15 protein-coding genes are annotated in these 18,566 nt (G+C 61.0%); 8 read left to right on the top strand and 7 right to left on the bottom strand.

What is annotated here, in order from left to right:
• Positions 1-31: 31 nt before the first annotated feature.
• Together AC1DCP_RS19755 and leuA are read left to right on the top strand one after the other, a co-directional pair.
• Positions 32-1,219: a benzoate/H(+) symporter BenE family transporter gene (locus AC1DCP_RS19755; RefSeq protein WP_025594186.1), complete on the top strand. Its 1,188-nt coding sequence runs from the start codon at positions 32-34 to the stop codon at positions 1,217-1,219.
• A 299-nt stretch (positions 1,220-1,518) separates the two neighbouring features.
• A complete protein-coding gene (gene leuA, locus AC1DCP_RS19750; RefSeq protein ID WP_476774578.1) occupies positions 1,519-3,228 on the top strand; it encodes a 2-isopropylmalate synthase in 1,710 nt (569 codons plus the stop codon).
• 209 nt (positions 3,229-3,437) lie between these two features.
• Here leuA and AC1DCP_RS19745 read toward each other — a convergent pair whose 3' ends face one another.
• Positions 3,438-4,388: a metallophosphoesterase family protein gene (locus AC1DCP_RS19745; RefSeq protein ID WP_003513555.1), complete on the bottom strand. Its 951-nt coding sequence runs from the start codon at positions 4,386-4,388 to the stop codon at positions 3,438-3,440.
• 66 nt (positions 4,389-4,454) lie between these two features.
• Here AC1DCP_RS19745 and AC1DCP_RS19740 point away from each other — a divergent pair, with 66 nt between their 5' ends.
• Positions 4,455-4,946, top strand: a complete 492-nt coding sequence (locus AC1DCP_RS19740) for an NUDIX domain-containing protein (RefSeq protein ID WP_003513554.1) — start codon at positions 4,455-4,457, stop codon at positions 4,944-4,946.
• Between the two features lie 17 nt (positions 4,947-4,963).
• On the opposite strand, the gene AC1DCP_RS19735 is transcribed toward AC1DCP_RS19740, so the two are convergent.
• Positions 4,964-5,956, bottom strand: coding sequence for a glutathione S-transferase family protein (locus AC1DCP_RS19735; RefSeq protein ID WP_065687138.1), 993 nt, complete (start codon positions 5,954-5,956; stop codon positions 4,964-4,966).
• A 296-nt stretch (positions 5,957-6,252) separates the two neighbouring features.
• On the opposite strand from AC1DCP_RS19735, the gene AC1DCP_RS19730 reads away from it, so the two are divergent.
• Together AC1DCP_RS19730 and AC1DCP_RS19725 are read left to right on the top strand one after the other, a co-directional pair.
• The gene (locus tag AC1DCP_RS19730; RefSeq protein WP_013636617.1) at positions 6,253-6,822 is read left to right on the top strand and encodes a GNAT family N-acetyltransferase; all 570 of its coding nucleotides are present in this window, start codon (positions 6,253-6,255) and stop codon (positions 6,820-6,822) included.
• 241 nt (positions 6,823-7,063) lie between these two features.
• A complete protein-coding gene (locus AC1DCP_RS19725; protein WP_476774577.1) occupies positions 7,064-8,377 on the top strand; it encodes an MFS transporter in 1,314 nt (437 codons plus the stop codon).
• A gap of 33 nt (positions 8,378-8,410) precedes the next feature.
• Here AC1DCP_RS19725 and AC1DCP_RS19720 read toward each other — a convergent pair whose 3' ends face one another.
• The 5 genes from AC1DCP_RS19720 to AC1DCP_RS19700 form a co-directional block, all read right to left on the bottom strand.
• Entirely contained in the window at positions 8,411-8,824 is a 414-nt protein-coding gene (locus AC1DCP_RS19720; RefSeq protein WP_476774576.1) for a GNAT family N-acetyltransferase, read from the bottom strand.
• An 87-nt stretch (positions 8,825-8,911) separates the two neighbouring features.
• On the bottom strand, positions 8,912-10,999 hold the full coding sequence (locus AC1DCP_RS19715) for a membrane protein (protein ID WP_019565198.1): 2,088 nt from the start codon (positions 10,997-10,999) through the stop codon (positions 8,912-8,914).
• 1 nt (position 11,000) lies between these two features.
• Positions 11,001-13,811 carry a DUF4159 domain-containing protein gene (locus AC1DCP_RS19710; protein WP_476774575.1) on the bottom strand — a complete coding sequence of 937 codons (2,811 nt, stop codon included), beginning with the start codon at positions 13,809-13,811 and terminating at the stop codon, positions 11,001-11,003.
• Positions 13,808-14,722, bottom strand: coding sequence for a DUF58 domain-containing protein (locus tag AC1DCP_RS19705; RefSeq protein WP_025594172.1), 915 nt, complete (start codon positions 14,720-14,722; stop codon positions 13,808-13,810). The genes AC1DCP_RS19710 and AC1DCP_RS19705 overlap by 4 nt, the downstream gene beginning before the upstream one ends.
• Before the next feature lie 111 nt (positions 14,723-14,833).
• The gene (locus tag AC1DCP_RS19700; protein WP_003513541.1) at positions 14,834-15,844 is read right to left on the bottom strand and encodes an AAA family ATPase; all 1,011 of its coding nucleotides are present in this window, start codon (positions 15,842-15,844) and stop codon (positions 14,834-14,836) included.
• Between the two features lie 175 nt (positions 15,845-16,019).
• On the opposite strand from AC1DCP_RS19700, the gene AC1DCP_RS19695 reads away from it, so the two are divergent.
• Genes AC1DCP_RS19695 through AC1DCP_RS19685 form a run of 3 tightly spaced genes read left to right on the top strand, consistent with a single transcriptional unit; the run spans position 16,020 to position 18,555 of the window.
• Positions 16,020-16,649 (top strand): DUF1285 domain-containing protein, encoded by a 630-nt coding sequence (locus tag AC1DCP_RS19695; protein ID WP_035198665.1) that lies wholly within the window; start codon positions 16,020-16,022, stop codon positions 16,647-16,649.
• Positions 16,646-17,302, top strand: a complete 657-nt coding sequence (locus tag AC1DCP_RS19690) for an NUDIX hydrolase (RefSeq protein WP_025594168.1) — start codon at positions 16,646-16,648, stop codon at positions 17,300-17,302. The genes AC1DCP_RS19695 and AC1DCP_RS19690 overlap by 4 nt, the downstream gene beginning before the upstream one ends.
• Positions 17,299-18,555, top strand: coding sequence for a CCA tRNA nucleotidyltransferase (locus AC1DCP_RS19685; RefSeq protein ID WP_065687141.1), 1,257 nt, complete (start codon positions 17,299-17,301; stop codon positions 18,553-18,555). The genes AC1DCP_RS19690 and AC1DCP_RS19685 overlap by 4 nt, the downstream gene beginning before the upstream one ends.
• The last annotated feature ends 11 nt before the right edge of the window (positions 18,556-18,566 follow it).

Genomic DNA, 18,566 nt, shown 5'->3' with positions numbered 1-18,566 from the left:
AAGGGAAACAGAAGATCCGGGAACCGCCATGTTGATGAAAGACCTTTCCGTACAGAGCCTGTTCATGGGGTGCCTGACCGCCTTTGTCGGCTTTGCCAGTTCTTTCGCCGTGGTGTTGCAGGGCCTGAAGGCCGTGGGTGCGACGGATTTCGAGGCGGCGTCTGGGCTGATGGCGCTTTCGGTGGCGATGGGGGTTTGCGCGATAGCGCTTTCAGTCGCGACGCGAATGCCTGTAAGCATCGCATGGTCGACACCTGGTGCAGCCTTGTTGGCGACCACGGGCGTGATCGAGGGCGGTTTTCCGGCCGCCGTGGGCGGGTTCATCATCTGCGCCATATTGATCATCATTGCCGGCCTGTTCCGGCCGCTCGGAAAGGCGGTGGCCTCCATTCCAGCGCCACTTGCCAACGCCATGCTTTCCGGGGTCATCATCGGCCTGTGTTTTGCGCCGATCAAGGCGATCGGCTTTAACCCGGCGCTCGGATTGCCGATCATTCTTGCCTGGATCGTGGTGGGAGCCTTTAAACGACTTTTCGCCGTGCCTGCGGCACTTGCCGCTTTCGTGCTGGTGATGATCTTCGGTGTCGATATTCCGGCGGGGGCGCTTGACCGTGTGGCGCAATCGCTGACGCCTCCGATGGAGTGGGTGACGCCCGTCTTCAGCCTGCACGCCGTCATTTCCATCGCGCTGCCGCTCTTCATAGTCACCATGGCGTCGCAGAATATTCCCGGTATCGCAGTGCTGAAGGTCAATCACTACGATCCGCAGCCCGGACCGCTTTTCGCGGCGACCGGCTTCTTCTCACTGCTTTCCGCACCCTTCGGCGGCCATGCAGTCAATCTTGCCGCGATTACGGCGGCGATGTGCGCTGGCGAGGACGCCCATCCCGATCCGAAACGGCGCTATTGGGCGGCGATCATCGGCGGTGTGGGCTACATCGTCTTCGGCCTGCTGGCGGGCGCGGTCACGGCTTTCGTGGCACTGGCGCCGCCTGTCCTCATTCAGGCGGTGGCGGGGCTTGCACTGGTGGGCGCCTTTTCCGGCTCTGCCGTTGCGGCTTTCAAGGATCCGGAAACACGCGAGGCAGCGGCGATCACCTTCCTCATCACCGCCTCCGGCCTTTCCTTCGCCGGTGTCTCCGGTGCCTTCTGGGGGCTGATCGGTGGCGGGTTGATGATGGCTTTGACTGGTTTCGTAAAAGGATTGAAGAGACAATAGCCCTTGCATCCAAATATTTCGCCGATTATAAGCTTGCCTATGAGCAACAGCATCGCAACCATTTCCGGCATGAGCGCGCAGATTTCTGCGATTGCCTCTCCGTGCGGTGCACTCTCGCTTCTTAGCCTCGACCTTACACGCGGTTGCCGGGTCCAGTGAGGAGCGCCCGGCGGCCGAAAGCCCGCTGGCGCAAACGCTCCTCATCTCGAAATCTCATTTTATACTGGATTTAGGCCCTTGAGGGCCGCGCATCCGCCGATGGCTCGAGAAGCCCGCGGAATGCGCAAGGAGGAAGCGAAATGGACGGAAAGATCACCACTATTTCCAAAGGCATGTCGGACGCGAACGTCAAGTATCGCCCTTACCCGACCATCAATATTCCTGACCGCACGTGGCCGGGCAAGACCATCACCAAGGCACCGATCTGGTGTTCGGTGGACCTGCGTGACGGCAACCAGTCGCTGGTCAACCCCATGGGCCACGACCGCAAGGCCCGCATGTTCAAGCTGCTGCTCGAAATGGGCTTCAAGGAAATCGAGATCGGTTTCCCTTCCGCTTCGCAGACGGACTTCGATTTTGCCCGCTGGTGCGTGGAGCAGGGCAATGTGCCTGAGGATGTTTCCCTGCAGGTGCTGGTGCAGTGCCGTCCGGAACTGATCACCCGCACCTTCGAAGCGCTGGAAGGCGCCAACAAGCCGATCATCCACTTCTACAACTCCACCTMGGAATTGCAGCGCCGCGTGGTATTCGGCAAGGACGTGCACGGCATCAAGCAGATTGCCGTCGATGCCGCCAAGATGATCACCGACATGGCGGCCAAGGCCGGCGGCGGTTTCCGCTTCGAATATTCTCCGGAAAGCTTTACCGGCACCGAGCTGGAAGTGGCGCTGGAAATCTGCAATGCCGTGGTCGAGGTGGTGAAGCCGACGGCAGATAACAAGCTGATCCTGAACCTGCCTTCCACAGTCGAAATGGCGACACCGAACATCTATGCCGACCAGATCGAATGGATGTGCCGCAATATCGACAATCGCGAAAACGTCATCATTTCGCTGCATCCGCACAACGACCGCGGCACTGGCATCGCTGCGACGGAGCTCGCTCTGATGGCCGGTGCGGACCGTGTCGAGGGCACGCTGTTCGGCAATGGCGAGCGCACCGGCAATGTCGACGTCGTGACGCTGGCGCTGAACATGTATACGCAGGGCGTCGATCCGGAGCTGGATTGCCGCGATATTGAGCGCATCAAGGCGGTCTACGAATATTCGAACGAGATGACGATCCCCGAGCGCCACCCTTATGTCGGCGAACTGGTCTATACGGCGTTTTCCGGCTCGCATCAGGATGCGATCAACAAGGGTATGAAGGCGATCAAGGTTGCCAATCACCCGGTATGGGAAGTGCCCTATCTGCCGATCGATCCGAAGGATGTCGGCCGCTCCTACGAAGCGATCATCCGCATCAATTCGCAGTCCGGCAAGGGCGGAATCGCCTATATTCTCCAGCAGGATTACGGCATCAACCTGCCGCGCAACCTGCAGGTGGAGTTCCGCGAAGACATCCAGCGCATCACCGATGAAGAAGGCGTGGAACTGCCGGCCAAGCGCATCTACGAGCGCTTCATGGAGCGTTACGTGACGCAGCCGAATGCGCGCATCAAGTTCGTCGATCACCACACCTATCCGGCGGGCGATTTCAAGGGCGTACGCATTGTCGCCGCCGAAATCACCGATAACGGTGAGGTGAAGCGTATCGAGGGCAAGGGCACCGGTCCTATCGACGGGTTCATCAATGCGCTGTCGGTCTATCTCGGCATCGATCTGTCGGTGAATGACTATTCCGAGCATTCGCTGCAACATGGGTCCAATGCTTCCGCCATTGCCTATGTTGAGATGGAGCATCCGGGCGGAAAATTGTTCGGCGCCGGGGTGAATACGAATATTGTTGGCGCTTCGCTGGAGGCGATTGTTTCGGCGGCCAATCGGGTGCTGGAAGAGCGGGTTAAGTAAAGTTGGCGTTTGGGGGTGGGGCTACCCCCTCTGCCCTGCCGGGCATCTCCCCCTCAAGGGGGGAGATCGACCTGAGGTACGGTCTCGCCCATCTCAACGTTCAGAATGAATTGACGAAAGAGCGTCTTGCCGATCTCCCACCTTGTGGGGGAGATGCCCGGCAGGGCAGAGGGGTGTGAGCCACAGACTCTAACCTCAACACTCCGGAGCTATCCCCCCAGCCGCGAGAATCCCAACGGCCTACCATTCTCATAAAATACCCTGATATCTTCAAGCCCGATACCCGTTCCGGTATCGTTGAGGCTGTGGCGTTCACAGGCGACGTTCCAGGTGCCGGGGCCACCGGAAATATGGAAGAGATTATAGGCCGCGCGCGGTTTTTCGCCGCCCGGTCCCTGGCTGGCGGAGGCGATGCCGACGACCGGGATGTGCTCTTGCCCGTGGTGAGTGTTCAGCCAGTATACGGTGTTCAAATGGGTGTGGCCATGCAGTACGAGCTCGGCGCCGCCAACGCCAAGCGCTGCCGCGAAACGGCGAATGCCGAACATGCGCTTGTGCGCAGCCGCCGCACCGCGGATCGGTGGGTGATGGATCATCACCACGCGGAACAGCCCCTGTTCACCGGCTTTTTTTAAGAGTTCCGCGGTTGCGCGTGCTTGACGGTTGCCGAAATAGCCGGTGGCCGAGAAGGGCGGCGTTGCAATCGAGGTGGAGCAGCCGATCAGTGCGACGGGACCGCGCACGCGCATGTAGGGGAAAATCTTGCGGTCATCGTCCCATTCCGCCGGGTCGCCATCGCCCCGCACATAAGGATACCAGGCGCGCATGGCCTTGTCGTGCGCGCCGGAAACATAGGCGTCATGATTGCCGGGAACGACCGAGATCTTTTCAGGGTCGCCGACTTCTTCCAGCCAGTCGGCGGCGGCGCGAATTTCAATGCCTGTCGCAAGATTGACGAGATCGCCGGTAATAGCCAAATGATCCGGCGATTTGGCTTCGAGATCATCGAGCAGCTTTTCCAGCGTGTCGGTGAAAAGGTGCTTGCGGCGGTTGCGGTGCCAGTTGACGAAACCGGTGATACGCTTGGATGCAAGTTCCCGGAAAGTGAGTTTTGGCAATGGCCCGAGATGGACGTCTGAAATATGCGCAAGTTTGAACATGGCGGCAGAGATAACCTATGATATGCGGCACGTCCAATAAAAGCCTGCCGGCAAGGAGAAACCAGGGTGAATGACGAGAGAACCGAGCGGCAGGCCCGTCCGTTCCACACGCGTATCCTTATCCGCCTGCTTCATTTCGTTTTTCTGTTCACACGCGGTGCCACCCTCGGTGTACGTGCGCTCTGCTTCGATGATGCGGGACGGATTTTTCTGGTGCGGCATACTTATCTGCCCGGCTGGTATCTGCCCGGCGGCGGGGTGGAACGCGGTGAAACGCTACTGATGGCGCTCAACAAGGAAATCCGCGAGGAAGGCAATCTCGAGGCGGCGTCGACCCCCGAGCTTGTCCATGTCTACCTCAATCTGGAAGGCAGCAACCGCGATCATGTGGCGCTCTACCGGCTTCAGGTCACCCAGACCACGCCAAAAAAACCGGATCATGAAATCACCGAAAGCGGTTTTTTCGATCTCTCGGACCTGCCGGAAAATGTGACGCCCGCCACCCGCCGCCGCCTTGCCGAACTTTCCGGCAAGGCGGCGATTGCCGACTACTGGTAGCGGCGGCGTCTCTGCCGTCAGGCAAGCGTCTCACGGCCATGGGCCATGGTAAGGTCCAGTTCCGGGCCAACGGGCACGATACCTGTCGGGTTGATGGTGAGGTGGCTGCGGTAATAATGTTCCTTGATGTGGCGGATGTCGACTGTGTCCGGCACGCCTGGTGTCTGGTAGAGGTCGCGGAGGTAACCCGTGAGATGCGGGTAATCGTGAATGCGGCGGATGTTGCACTTGAAATGGCCGACATAAACAGGGTCGAATCGCACCAGCGTGGTGAAGAGACGCCAGTCTGCTTCCGTCTGTTCTGCACCGAACAGGAAACGGCGGTCCTTCAGCCGGTCTTCCAGCATATCAAGCGTTTCAAACACCTTCACGGCATTTTGCTGATAAGCATCCTGGGTGGTGGCGAAACCGGCCTTGTAGACGCCGTTGTTGACGGTGTCGTAGATAACGTCGTTCAGCGCATCGATGTCGGCGCGCAGTGCTTCGGGATAATAATCCGCCGCCGATCCGGTGAGGTCGTTGAAGGCCACGTTGAACATGCGGATGATTTCGGCCGATTCATTGGAGACGATGGTGCCGCGTTCTTTGTCCCACAGTACCGGCACGGTCACCCGTCCCGAATAGTTGGCATCCGCTTTGGTATAGACCTGCCACAGTGTGGAGAAGCCGAAGAGGTGGTCCTCGGTTGCACCCGGAGTGCGTTCGCCTTGCGGTCTGAACTCCCAGCCGTTTTCCAGCATCAGCGGATCGACGACGGAAACGGAAATCAGGTCTTCCAGCTTTTTCAGTTTACGGAAAATCAGGGTGCGATGCGCCCAGGGGCAGGCGAGCGACACATAGAGGTGGTAGCGATCCTTTTCGGCCTTGAAGCCACCTTCGCCGGAAGGCCCGGGCGCGCCATCCACCGTTACCCAGTTGCGAAATTGCGAGGCGCTGCGCTTGAAGTGCCCCTTGGTTTCCTTGGTGTCGTACCAGACGTCTTTCCATACGCCTTCCACCAGCATGCCCATGACGATCTCCTTGATTGTTTCCTTGACCGCAATCCTAACCGTTTAGCGCGGTGCCGCGAACCCGTAGCGCGTTGAACAATGCGTTTCCGGTCTCGCATGGGCTGAATGGGATAGCGCCGAGATTTGTTCTGGACGGGTGGGAATTTTCCTGATAATTGCGATTTTCACAAATCTGAGGAAATCGTAGATTATGATCGAAACACGGATGCTCCGACGACGCTGACGCTCCTGAACGCCTTTACCGGCGCAGCCGTCATCTATTGTCGCATCCGCATTTTGGAAGTTTCGGTCTCTTCATGTCCAAGCACGATCTTGTCTACCTCACCGAGGACGCGTCGCACGACGCCATCATCGAAATCATCAACGAAGAAGCATTCGGCCCCGGTCGGCACACCCGTGCCGCCGCACGCATTCGCGAGCAGGGTCCGCATGATCGGTCGCTGTCCTTCGTCTGCGCCGATGATGGCGAGACGATCGCTTCGGTGCGCATGACGCCGGTTCTGGCCGGTGGGGTGAAAGGCCATATGCTCGGCCCGCTTGCCGTGCGGCCTTCGCACAAGAACATGGGCATCGGTCGTGAACTCGTCCGGATTGCCATCGCTGCCGCCCGGCGGAAGGGTTCGGAGGCCGTCATTCTGATCGGCGATCCGCCCTATTACATGCCGCTTGGTTTCGAAAAGGTCGCCTACGCCGCGCTTGATTTTCCAGGCCCGGTGGATCCGAACCGCGTGCTGGTCGTGCCTGTTGGTGACGACGTGCACCAGCGGCTGAAGGGCAAGATCGGCTGGCGCAAATGCGAGGCCGCCATGCCTGCAGCCCAGGCGGAAGACGACGGCTTCGAAGAGCCTCTTCGGGTTTACGGCTGACGGATTTCGTTACGTCGGATTTCCCGCCCTTCAGCAGTGCGCACTTTTTCCCTCATCAAATACGACTGACTTGATGAGGGACGGGGCGTTGAGTCGCCCATATACTGGCCGGTTATTTCGCTAAAGATGACGGGATGGTGTTCTGCCTTGAAACCACGCACCGTACTTCGCAAAATTCAATTCCGTTTCTTTCCCCTATGCGATAGCACTCGATAGTCGATTTCGGCACGGGGGCGAGCATATGACGGCAATCACCATGAACGATGCGCTGGAACGCGCAGGTGCGGGCGCCTATCAGCGGCGGTTGATGGGTATTTTCGGCCTCGTCTGGGCAGCGGATGCCATGCAGGTGCTGGCGGTCGGCTTCACTGCCGCCTCGATTGCCCTAACGTTTGGCCTGACTGTTCCGCAGGCCCTTCAAACCGGAACGGCCTTCTTCTTTGGTATGCTTTTAGGTGCTGCCGGTTTCGGGCGTCTGGCGGACCGTTACGGTCGCCGCCGTGTGTTGATCGTCACCGTGGCCTGCGATGCCGTGTTCGGTGTACTTTCCGTCTTTGCGCCGAACTTTGCCATTCTTCTTGTCCTACGCTTTTTGACGGGTGCGGCTGTCGGCGGCACCCTGCCGGTGGATTATGCGATGATGGCGGAATTCCTGCCCGCAAAAAACCGGGGGCGCTGGCTGGTTATGCTGGAAGGCTTCTGGGCCATCGGAACCCTGATCGTGGCGCTTGCAGCGTGGGGCGCCAGCCTTGCCGGTGTTGTCGATGCCTGGCGTTATATTTTCGCGGTTACGGCTTTCCCAGCCGTTGTGGGTCTGGGTTTACGGTTCATGGTGCCCGAATCGCCGCTTTACCTCGTGCGGAGAGGTCGATCGGACGAAGCCAAGGTCATCGTCAACCGCATGCTGGTGGTAAACGGCCGCGCGCCACTTGATGCCGGGACAGGGCTTTTTCAGCCCGAGGTTTCAAAAGGGCAGGGGATATTTTCGCCGGCGCTCAGACAGCGCAGCATCATGATCCTTGCCATGTGGTTCCTTGTCTCCGTTTCCTATTATGGGATCTTCACCTGGATGCCGGCAAAACTGGCGGGAGACGGTTTCGGCTTCGTGCGCGGTTATGGTTTCCTCGTGCTGGTGGCACTGGCGCAGATCCCCGGTTATGCGCTTGCGGCCTATGGCGTTGAAAAATGGGGCCGCAAGCCGACGCTGATCGGTTTCTGCCTGCTGTCCGCCCTCGGTTGCCTGCTCTTCACGCTCGCTACAGGCGGCGCAATGATCGCCACATCGCTTCTGATCATGAGCTTTGCGCTGCTTGGCACCTGGGGTGCGCTTTATGCCTTCACGCCCGAATTGTACCCGACGGAATCGCGTGCGACCGGCATGGGGGCTGCGGGCGCCATGGCAAGGCTGGGCGGCCTTCTGGCGCCATCGTTGCTGGGTTATGCCATCGCGCAGGGCTTCGGTTTCGCCATCGGCATTTTCGCTGCGCTGCTGGTGCTGGCTGCGATTGCCGCAACGATGATCAACGCGGAAACGCGGCGGGTGGCGCTCTCCTGACACTGCTGCGCCAACCGCTTTCTTTCGAACGGATTAGAAACGCTTTTCAAGCCATGTGATCGCCTGGCCGCTGGAGAGCGGGGCAAGCGAGCCGATCCTGGTGAAACCGCAGCGCTCATAAAGCTTCAGCGCATCCGGGTTCATCGTGTCGATGTAAGCGCCCATGCAGCCGCGCTTTTTCGCTTCCTCTTCCGCCATGCCGAGAAGCTTCGCGCCTGTGCCTTGACCGCGTAAGGTCTCGGGGATGAAGAGAAGCTGCACATAAAGCCAGCCGCGGCCGGTATAGCCGACAAGACCGCCGGTGACGGTGTTCTCATCGTCGCGGATTGTGATGATGAGTTCGCGTTTGTCGCTTTCGCCAAAACGGGCGAGATTATAGGCCACCAGGGGATCGCGGATGGCCTTTTCAGCTTCTGCATCCGCGATGTCGCTCAAAACGAAATTCATGATTATCTTTCCCAGGTCGCCGAGCGGCGGCCGTTTCTCGTTTCCACTGCGAGACGTGAAAGCGCCTGAGCTTCCACCGGAAAGTTCCTACCGGCCCTCACGCCACCAGAGCGCGGAGAAAGCAAGGAGCAGGGCGGCAAGCCCGGCAAAACCGGCAAACAGCGGTAGGGTGTTGACACCTTTCAGCACAGTCTCGTCGGTCATGCGTATCAGCATGCGATCCTCATCGGCAACCCTGATATTACCCCTGACAGGCAGGATATCGGGCAGTGCCACGCGGCCCGAATTGTCGGCGACACGGTGCACGCTGCCCTTGGTGGCGTCGGCAAGCGGCTTCAGCGTTTCGGTTGTCGAAATCATTGCCTTGAATTCCGGCGCATCCACCGCGCCGACATGGACGAGCGTAGTGAAATCGCCGTTCTTGATTTCGAACAGGCCGGTCTCGTCCATGCGACGCTCGATCTTGTAGAGACCGGGCTCGGTATTGTTGAAGGCCATGTTTTCGGTTTTGCCCGAGGGGAAATGCACGCTTGCCTGACCGGGGTCGTCGCCGATGGTCTGGCGGGTAATTTGCAATGTGCGGCCGTTGGCGCGCGCCGTCAGCGCCTCTTCCTCAAGCTCCGGTTCCTTCATCAGCCAGTGGGCGATGCGCCGGTAAAGTGCCACATGCGGGCCGCCGCCTTCGTAGCCACGCGCCCAAAGCCAGCCTTGATCGGAAAGCAGCATGGCGACACGGCCTTCACCCTGGCGGTTCAGCACCAGCAGCGGGTCCTGCCCGTCACCCAGCATCACGGTCTGGCCCTGCGGCGGCTCGACGCTGACGGTGCGGAACCAGCGGCCCCAATGCGGCGGCTCATCGCCCGACCCTTCCAGCCCACGGGTAACGGGGTGTTTCTTGCCCGCTTCCGAGAGGCGGGGATAAAAGGCGGACTGATGCACTTGGCCTGTCGGCTGGGCCGGCAGCACGGATGCAAGCGGCGTCATGGCGATCGAATCCTGACCGGCATGTTCCGGGCCAGCTGCGATCAATAGCGCGCCGCCCTTTTCGACATATTGCGCGATGTAATCGTAATAGAGGATCGGCAGCACGCCGCGATGCTGGTAGCGGTCAAAGATAATGAGGTCGAAATCCTCGATCTTTTCCACGAACAATTCGCGTGTGGGGAAGGCGATCAGCGACAGTTCGTTGATCGGCGTACCGTCCTGTTTTTCCGGCGGCCGCAGAATGGTGAAATGCACCAGATCAACCGAGGCGTCGGATTTCAGGAGGTTGCGCCAGGCGCGCTCGCCCGCATGCGGCTCGCCGGAGACCAGCAGCACGCGCAGGTTCTGGCGGATACCTTCTATCAGGTGAACCGCACGGTTGTTCGCGGCCGTCACTTCGCCGGGAAGCTCGGCGACGGAAAATTCCATGACATTGTTGCCGCCGCGCGGAACCTTGAAAGTAAAGGGTGTCGGCTGGCCGGGTGTGGCCTGCAAGGTGGCGATTTCTTCGCCGTTCATCTTCACGGTTACTTCCGCCGAACCACCGCCTGCGGCTGCACGGCCATCATCGAAGACGCGCAGCGTCAGTTGCTGTTCCTCGTTGACGATGCCAAAGCGGGGCGCGCGGACAATCTCGATACGGCGGTCGAATTCATCGGCCTTGCCGGTGATCAGCCCGTGGAGGGGAGCGCGGAAACCAAGCGCCTGTTCGGCATTGGGCAGAGCATTCGGAATATCGTGGATCTGGCCATCGCTGAGGAAAATCGCACCGCCGACGCGGGAGGGTGAAACATCCGAGACGGCAGAGGAGAGGGCCGAGAAAAGCTGCGTCGAAGGTGAATCGCTCTCACCATCATCACGCACTTCCACGATGCGCGGTTCGATGCGCGGGAAGCGCGACAGCCGGTCTTTCAGCGCGGCAAGCGCCGTATCCGTCATCTGCGGTCGGTCCTGCACGTCCTGGCTCTGCGATCGATCGACGATAACGGGGACGATTGTGGAGAGAGGCTCGCGTTCCTCCTGCGTCAAAAGCGGATTGGCGATGGCGGCAAGCAGGGCGACAAGCGCCAGCCCGCGCAGCCATGCGCCGCGCACGCCGCGCCACAGGCCGATGAAGGAGAGAAGAAGGGCGGCGACGGCCAGAACGGCAATAACGATCCACGGCAGGAAGGGGGCGAATGTCAATGTCATGTCACTGCCCCAACCGTTCGAGAAGTGCGGGAACGTGTACCTGATCGGCCTTGTAGTTGCCGGTCAGCATATACATCATGATGTTGACGCCAGAGCGAAACGCATGTTCGCGCTGCAACTTGTCCGGCGGCACAGTGGGCAGCACCGGCGCGCCCTGCGCATCGACGGCCCATGCGCCGGCAAAATCATTGCCTGTTATCATGATCGGCGTCACGCCATCGCCGGAGGAAGAGAGGCCGGAGGTAGTCTTCGCCGCCCCCTGGCGCGATTCCACCCAGAGCGGCGAGCCGTTGTAACGGCCGGGGAAATTGGTGAGCAGGTAGAAAGACCGCGTCAGGACGTGGTCTTCCGGCACGGGCTCCAGCGGCGGAATATCGATATTGGCGAGGATCGCCTGCAAACGTTCGCCATTGGGGCTGGTCGCGCCAGTGTCGAGCGACGAAAACTGATCGCGCGTGTCGAACAGAACGGTGCCACCGGCGCGCATATAGGCATCGATACGCGATATGGCAGCGCTCGACGGCATGGGGGCGGAGGCCGACACCGGCCAGTAGATGATCGGGTAAAAGGATAATTCGTCCTTGGATATATCGAGGCCGACCGGCTGGCCGGGCTCCAGCGTCGTGCGCCAGGTCAGGAATTCGCTCAATCCCTGCAAACCCTGTTCGGAAATGCGGTCGACATCGTCCTCGCCGGTGCGGACATAAGCGAGATGCGTCGTGTCCAGCCGCTCGAAAATCTGCTCGTCACCGGGTTTGGGGTCGTCGGCGCGCGCATCGCTCGAGGACATTGCGGCGAAGGCGCCAATGGCCAGCAGCACGGTGGCAGCTGTGGCGCTGCGGGCTTTCGGCAGGCGTGCGAAGGCGCCGTTCATAAAGAGCACGATGAGACTGTCGGCAATCAACATCAGGAAGGCGGCGATGAACAAGGCCGGGCGCAGCGATTTCGCCGTTTCGCCGATCAGTGCTTCGCTGGTGGTGTTGACACCCGCGACCGAGGTATCGAGCGGGCGAAGCGTGGCGCCAGCCGGTAGAAGATTGAGAGCCACGAAACCATCCTCTGTGCCATAAAGGCCGGGGGGATTGTCGAAACCGGTGCGGGGAGCCTGACCGGGGCGCATTTCCAACGGCCGGGCGGAGCCGACATCGGCTGACAAAGCACCTTCGGCCGTCAGTAGCCGGAAGGGCGGCAATGCTGCGGCCGGGGCATTCGCGGAGGTGGAAGCACCGCCTGCCTTGGACAATTGCACGATACGGCGCAACATATCGACGAAGTGGCCTGATATCGGCAGGTCGGACCAGCTTGCCTCGGCGCTGACATGGAACAGCACGATGCGGCCCGCTTCGACATTGCGGGTGGTGACGAGTGGCGTGCCGTCGGCAAGGCTCGCCCAGGTGCGCTCGGCGAGGTCCGGTGTCGGTTCGGCCAGAACCTGCCGTTTTACGAGCACGCCATCGGCCTTCGGCATTCCGGCAAAGGCGCCGAAATTCGGGAAATCGGCAAGCGGCTGGGGCTCGGCCCATGAGAGCGCGCCGCCAAGTGCGCGTTCACCCTGCCGCAACGTCACCGGCACCAGCGGATCATTGGTGGGGGCTGCGGCAAGGCGCGGTCCGGCAAAACGGATCAGCGTGCCGCCGGCGGCAAGCCAGCGCTGCATCGGCTCATAGGTCTCTTGCGGCAGACGTCCGATATCGGCCATGACGATAACGGAAGGATTGGATTGCAGGATTTCCGGGATTGCCTGCGCAAGATCTGCCTGTCGTTGCGGGATGAGATCGACAAAAGGCTGAAGGGCGCGGCTGATGTAATAAAGCGGCTGCAGCAGCGGCTGGAAATCATTTCCGGTTTCACCGGCCAGCAGCGCCACGCGGCGGCGGCGGAAACCGTCATCCAGAAGATGCACCGCGCCCGCCGTCGAAACTGCTTCGATGGAGAGGCGGGCGAAGTCGTTGCGCAATTCGAAAGGCGCTTCCACCGTCGCCGTCGTTTCCGCTTCGCCGGGAGCGAAACTGGCGGTGCCAGTGGCAAGGATGCGGCCCTGGCTGTCCTGCGCATTGACGGTCAACCGGCTGGGGGAGGCCGTGTCGAGCCGCGATAGCGTGACGCTCATCGCATCGGCATTGTTGGCGGCGCCGGTAATGGCGGCGATGGATTTCCCATCACCCGTGACGATGCGGAACTCGGCAGCTGAGAGGCTGGCCAGCGTTTTGAGTGCGCTTTCATCCTGCGCGGTGGCAACGCCGTCGGCAATATAGGCGAGCGTGCCGGGGGAGGTGCCGTTCAGCGCCTCGGTAATGGCTTCCGCAGTGCGCACGCGGTCCGGCGCAAGCGGCTTCGGCTTGGCGGCGGCGAGCTTGTCCAGCGCCACCGCCGTGGTGGCCGGCACGGCGTCATGTTCGGCATCTGCGGTGAAGCTGATGGAAACGGGGCGATCGGCCCTTTCCGCGTCGCCGATCAGGGCCTGAGCGGTTTCGACGCGTCTCTGCCAATCAGTTGCGGAGGCCCAGCTATTATCGACCACAAGCACCAGGGGACCAGTGCCGGCAATGCTGTTGTTGCGGGGGTTCACCACCGGATCGGCCAGCGCGAAAATCACGGCGGCGGCGAGCGCGATGCGCAGCAATGTCAGCCACCACGGGCTTTTCGAGGGCGTTTCCTCGCGCTTCAGCACGGTGGCCAGAATTTTCAGCGGCGGAAAAACCTCCGCCTTGGGGCGCGGCGGGGTGAGCCGCAGCAGCCACCAGATGGCTGGCAATGCCAGAAGGCCGAAGAGAATATAGGGGCTGGTGAAGACGAAGGGCAATGCGCTCATCGGTTGCCACCGCCTTGCGCGGGCGCACCGGACAAATACATGTGAACAGCCACAAGCGCCTCGGAGGCGAGATGATCGGTGCGGTGAAACACGAAATTCCAGCCTAGACGGCGCAGCGAAGAAGACAGCGCTTCGCGGCGGGCGAGATAGGCGCGGGTATAATCCTCGCGAATCGTTTCCGCGCGGCCGGAGACGAGTTTTTCACCGGTTTCCGGGTCGGTAAATTCGGTGCGGCCCGAATAGGGGAAGGTTTCTTCGGCCGGATCGGCGATTTCCACCACATGGCCGCGCAAGCCGCGCCGCGCGAGTGGCGAAATCCGCTCCATCACATTTTGCGCATCGTCGAGAAAATCGCCTATGAGGACGATGTCGCTTGCACCGCGGATCATGCCCGTTTCCGGCATGCCTGTGGTGAGCGGCGCGTGCATGATGGCGGCAGCCAGACGTTCGGCGGCGTTTCTGGCCGAGATGGGCTCCATGATACCGGGACAACCTATGCGCTCGCCCGAGCGCGCAAGGATTTCCGCCAGCGCCAGCATCAGCACCAATGCGCGGCTTTCCTTGGAAACGGAGCCGAGTGTGGATTTGAACATCATCGACGGCGACATGTCGGCCCACAGCCAGATGGTGTGGGCAGCTTCCCATTCCCGATCGCGCACATAGGTGTGGTCGTCGCGGGCCGAGCGTCGCCAGTCGATGCGCGACAGGCTCTCGCCTTCGGCATAGGGGCGGAACTGCCAGAAATTCTCGCCGATGCCACGCTTGCGGCGGCCGTGCCAGCCGGCGGTGACGGTGTTGGCGATGCGCTTGGCTTCGACCATGCAGTCCGGCACCAGTGCGGCACGCTGGCGCGCGCGCGCCAAAACTTCGCTACCCGGTGTCTTATCTACGATCTGGCCGATGGATGCCACAGGCACTCCTTTCGAGAAAGCTTAGGCAGATGTCAGAGCGGCGGGCCGCTCCGAGTTTTTGTCGAGCATCGGATTTTCCGAAAACAGCGTCACACTTTTCGGTTCGATGCCTTAGTTCTTCGCCTGCTCCACAAGGGCTGCGATGACATCGCGCACCGACATGCCTTCGGCGCGGGCGGCGAATGTCAGCGCCATGCGGTGCTCCAGCACCGGTTCGGCCAGCGCATAGACATCGTCCAGCGACGGCGCGAGCCTGCCTTCGTAAAGCGCGCGGGCGCGTGCCGTCAGCATCAGGGACTGGCCGGCGCGGGGACCCGGGCCCCAGACAACGTGTTTGTCGGTCAATTTGTTGCCGTGGCCGGGGCGGGCAGAGCGGACAAGCGAAAGGATCGCGTCCACCACCTTGTCGCTGACCGGCATCTGGCGGATGAGGGCCTGGATTTCCATCATGCGTTCGGCGTCGATAACCTTGCGTGCCTCGCCCGATGCGGTGCCTGTCGTGTCGAGCAATATCTGGCGTTCGGCGGCAAGCTCGGGATAGCCGACATCCACCTGCAGCAGGAAGCGGTCGAGCTGCGCTTCAGGCAGTGGATAGGTGCCTTCCTGTTCCAGCGGGTTCTGGGTTGCGAGAACGTGGAAGGGTTTCGGCAGATCGTAACGCTGGCCGGCCATGGTGATGTGATATTCCTGCATGGCCTGCAGCAGCGCGGACTGCGTGCGCGGGCTGGCGCGGTTGATTTCATCCGCCATCAGCAATTGCGCAAACACCGGACCTTTTATGAAGCGGAAGGAGCGCCGCCCGTTTTCATCCTGATCCATGACTTCGGAGCCGAGAATATCCGATGGCATGAGGTCCGGTGTGAACTGGATGCGGTTGGCATCGAGCCCGAGAACCGTTCCGAGCGTGGTGACGAGCTTGGTCTTGGCAAGCCCGGGAACGCCGACGAGCAACGCGTGGCCACCCGAGAGTATGGCGAGAAGCGTGTTCTGCACCACTTTTTCCTGGCCGAAGATGACCTTGGATACCTCCGCGCGGATCGCGGCAATATCCGAAAGCGCCTTTTCGGCCGAGGCGACGATGGCTTTTTCGTCGAGGGTTTCGCCGGTATTCATCACGCCCATGTCGCTCTCCTCATACCTTTGCCGCCGACCCATTCCTGCCCCAATCTTGATGGCCATTGGCCGGGGCGGATTTCGCGCTGCAACTAGCTTATTGCTCTCTTGGCCGCTGACAAGCGCCATTCGAATGACTATGTCGTGACTTAGTATTTCCTTATCGGCAAAGCGAGACTCGAATATGGCAGCGGAGACGATAAATTCGGCAAGCGATGCAGCAGGGCTTGCGGCGATGATTTCCCGCGCCGCCGAGCAGACCGGCGACGCCAAACGTGGACCTGCGCCGGTGGAGCGCTGGAATCCCCCCTTTTGCGGCGATCTCGACATGGAAATCCGCGCAGACGGCACCTGGTTCTATATGGGTACGCCCATTGGCCGGGCGCCGCTGGTGCGGCTGTTTTCCACGGTCCTGCGCAAGGATGACGACGGCAAGACCTATCTTGTAACTCCTGTGGAAAAAGTCGGCATCCGCGTGGTGGATGCTCCTTTCGTGGCCGTCGAGATGAAGGTGACGGCGGGCGAGAAGGATGGCGGGCCGCTGCTGACCTTCCGCACCAATGTCGGCGATGTGGTGGAGGCCGGGCCGGAGCATCCGCTACGCTTTACGATTTTCGGAGAAAACCGCGAATTGAAACCCTATATTCTGGTGCGCGGCAGGCTGGAGGCGCTCGTCTCGCGGGCGGTGATGTATGATCTCGTGGCACTCGGCGAGGTGATCGATGTGGACGGTATCGAGATGTTTGCCGTGCGCTCGGGCGGGGTTGTCTTTCCCGTGATGCCCGCCAAAGAACTGGAACGGCTTTCGCAATGACAATGACGACAACCCGCCTTGAAACTTTTACCGCCGCCGATTTCCGCCGCCGGGTGCTGGAGGAAGGCGAGGGCGTGGCGGAACGCGAGGGCGTGGCGGAACGCGAGAATGGCGATCATCTGCTCAATCCGGGCGTGGTGCTTTCGGGAAACGGCATAAGGCTGAAGGACGCCGCCGTGCTGGTGCCTGTCATCGACGACGGCAACGAAGCGCGGGTGATCTTCACCCAGCGCACCGCAACCCTGCGCAAACATTCCGGCCAGATTTCCTTTCCGGGCGGTGGCATCGATGCCGGGGACCGCACACCGGAAGAGGCCGCCCTGCGCGAAACGGAAGAGGAGATCGGCCTCTCGCGATCTTTCGTGGAAACAGTCGGGCGTCTGCCGGATTATATTTCCGGTACCGGTTTTCGCATCAAGCCGGTGCTGTCGGTCGTTCGTCCCGGCTTTGACCTGACGCTCAATCCCACGGAAGTGGATGAGGTTTTCGAGGTGCCGCTGTCTTTCTTGATGGACCCCGCCAATCACGGGCGCGGCAGCCGCATCTTTCAGGGGAAGGAGCGGTTTTTCTACGAAATGCCCTATGGCGAGCGCTACATTTGGGGCATTACGGCGGGCATCGTACGGACGATTTACGAGAGGTTTTATTCATGAGCAGCCTTGTCGGGCGGGACTGGTTTGAAAAGCCGGCGCTGAAGCGCATCTTCGCGCTGTTGAACGCCGATGGCGGCGAGGTGCGGATCGTCGGCGGCGCCGTGCGCAATGCGCTGATGGAACAACCGGTCGTCGATGTCGATATGGCGACGACGCTTACCCCCGATGTGGTGGTTGAGCGCGCCAAGGCGGCGGGCATCAAGGCGGTACCGACCGGCATTGAACACGGCACGGTGACGCTGGTGATCGACGGCGAGGGTTTCGAGGTGACGACGCTGCGCCGCGATGTCGAGACCAATGGCCGCCATGCGCAGGTCGCTTTTGGCACAGACTGGCAGACCGATGCCGAGCGGCGCGATCTCACTATCAACGCACTTTACGCCGACGAGAAAGGCGAGATCATCGACCTCATCGATGGTCTGCCCGACATTGAAACCGGCACGGTGCGCTTCATCGGCGATGCGGCAATGCGGATTTCGGAAGATTATCTGCGGATTCTTCGCTTCTTCCGCTTTTTCGCCCATTATGGCTCCGGTCGTCCTGATGCCGATGGCTTGCGCGCCAGTGCGCGGGCCAAGGACAAGCTGGGGACGCTCTCGGCCGAGCGGGTGTGGAGCGAGCTGAAAAAGCTGCTTTCCGCGCGCGATCCCTCCCGCGCCTTGCTGTGGATGCGGCAATCCGGCGTGTTGGCGGAAATTCTTCCCGAAACGGAAAAATGGGGTATCGACGCCATTCACGGGCTGGTGGCAACCGAACAGGCGCTTGGCTGGACAGTTGACCCGATGCTGCGGCTCGCTGCGATAGTGCCGCCCGACAGGGAGAGGCTAGCGGCGCTTGCTGCGCGGCTGCGGCTGTCCAAGGCTGAAGCTGCATATCTTGCCCACTGGGCTTCCGCGCCGGTGATCGATCCAGAGATGAAGGAGACGGCGCTAGACCGGCTGCTTTACCGGCAGGGCGTTGACGGTGTGAAGACGCGGCTGAAACTGGCGCTTGCCTCGGCCCGCGCCGACCTTTCGGGCGGTGAGGCGGCGATGCAGAAAGTCGCGCGACTTTCGACGCTGCTGACGAGAGCGAACAAGTTCCACAAGCCCGGCTTTCCGCTAAGCGGCGCTGATGTGATGGCCGCGGGCGTGGAATCCGGTCCGAAGGTAGGCGAGGTGCTGAAAAGCCTCGAAGAAAAGTGGATCGACGTCAATTTCTCGCTAGACCGGGCAGCGCTGACCGCCCGGCTGAAGGATATGCTGGAGAATTGAGATCGCAGTGC

Source organism: Agrobacterium sp. 10T429 (assembly GCF_056393925.1).
This window is presented reverse-complemented; position numbering and strand designations above follow the sequence as displayed.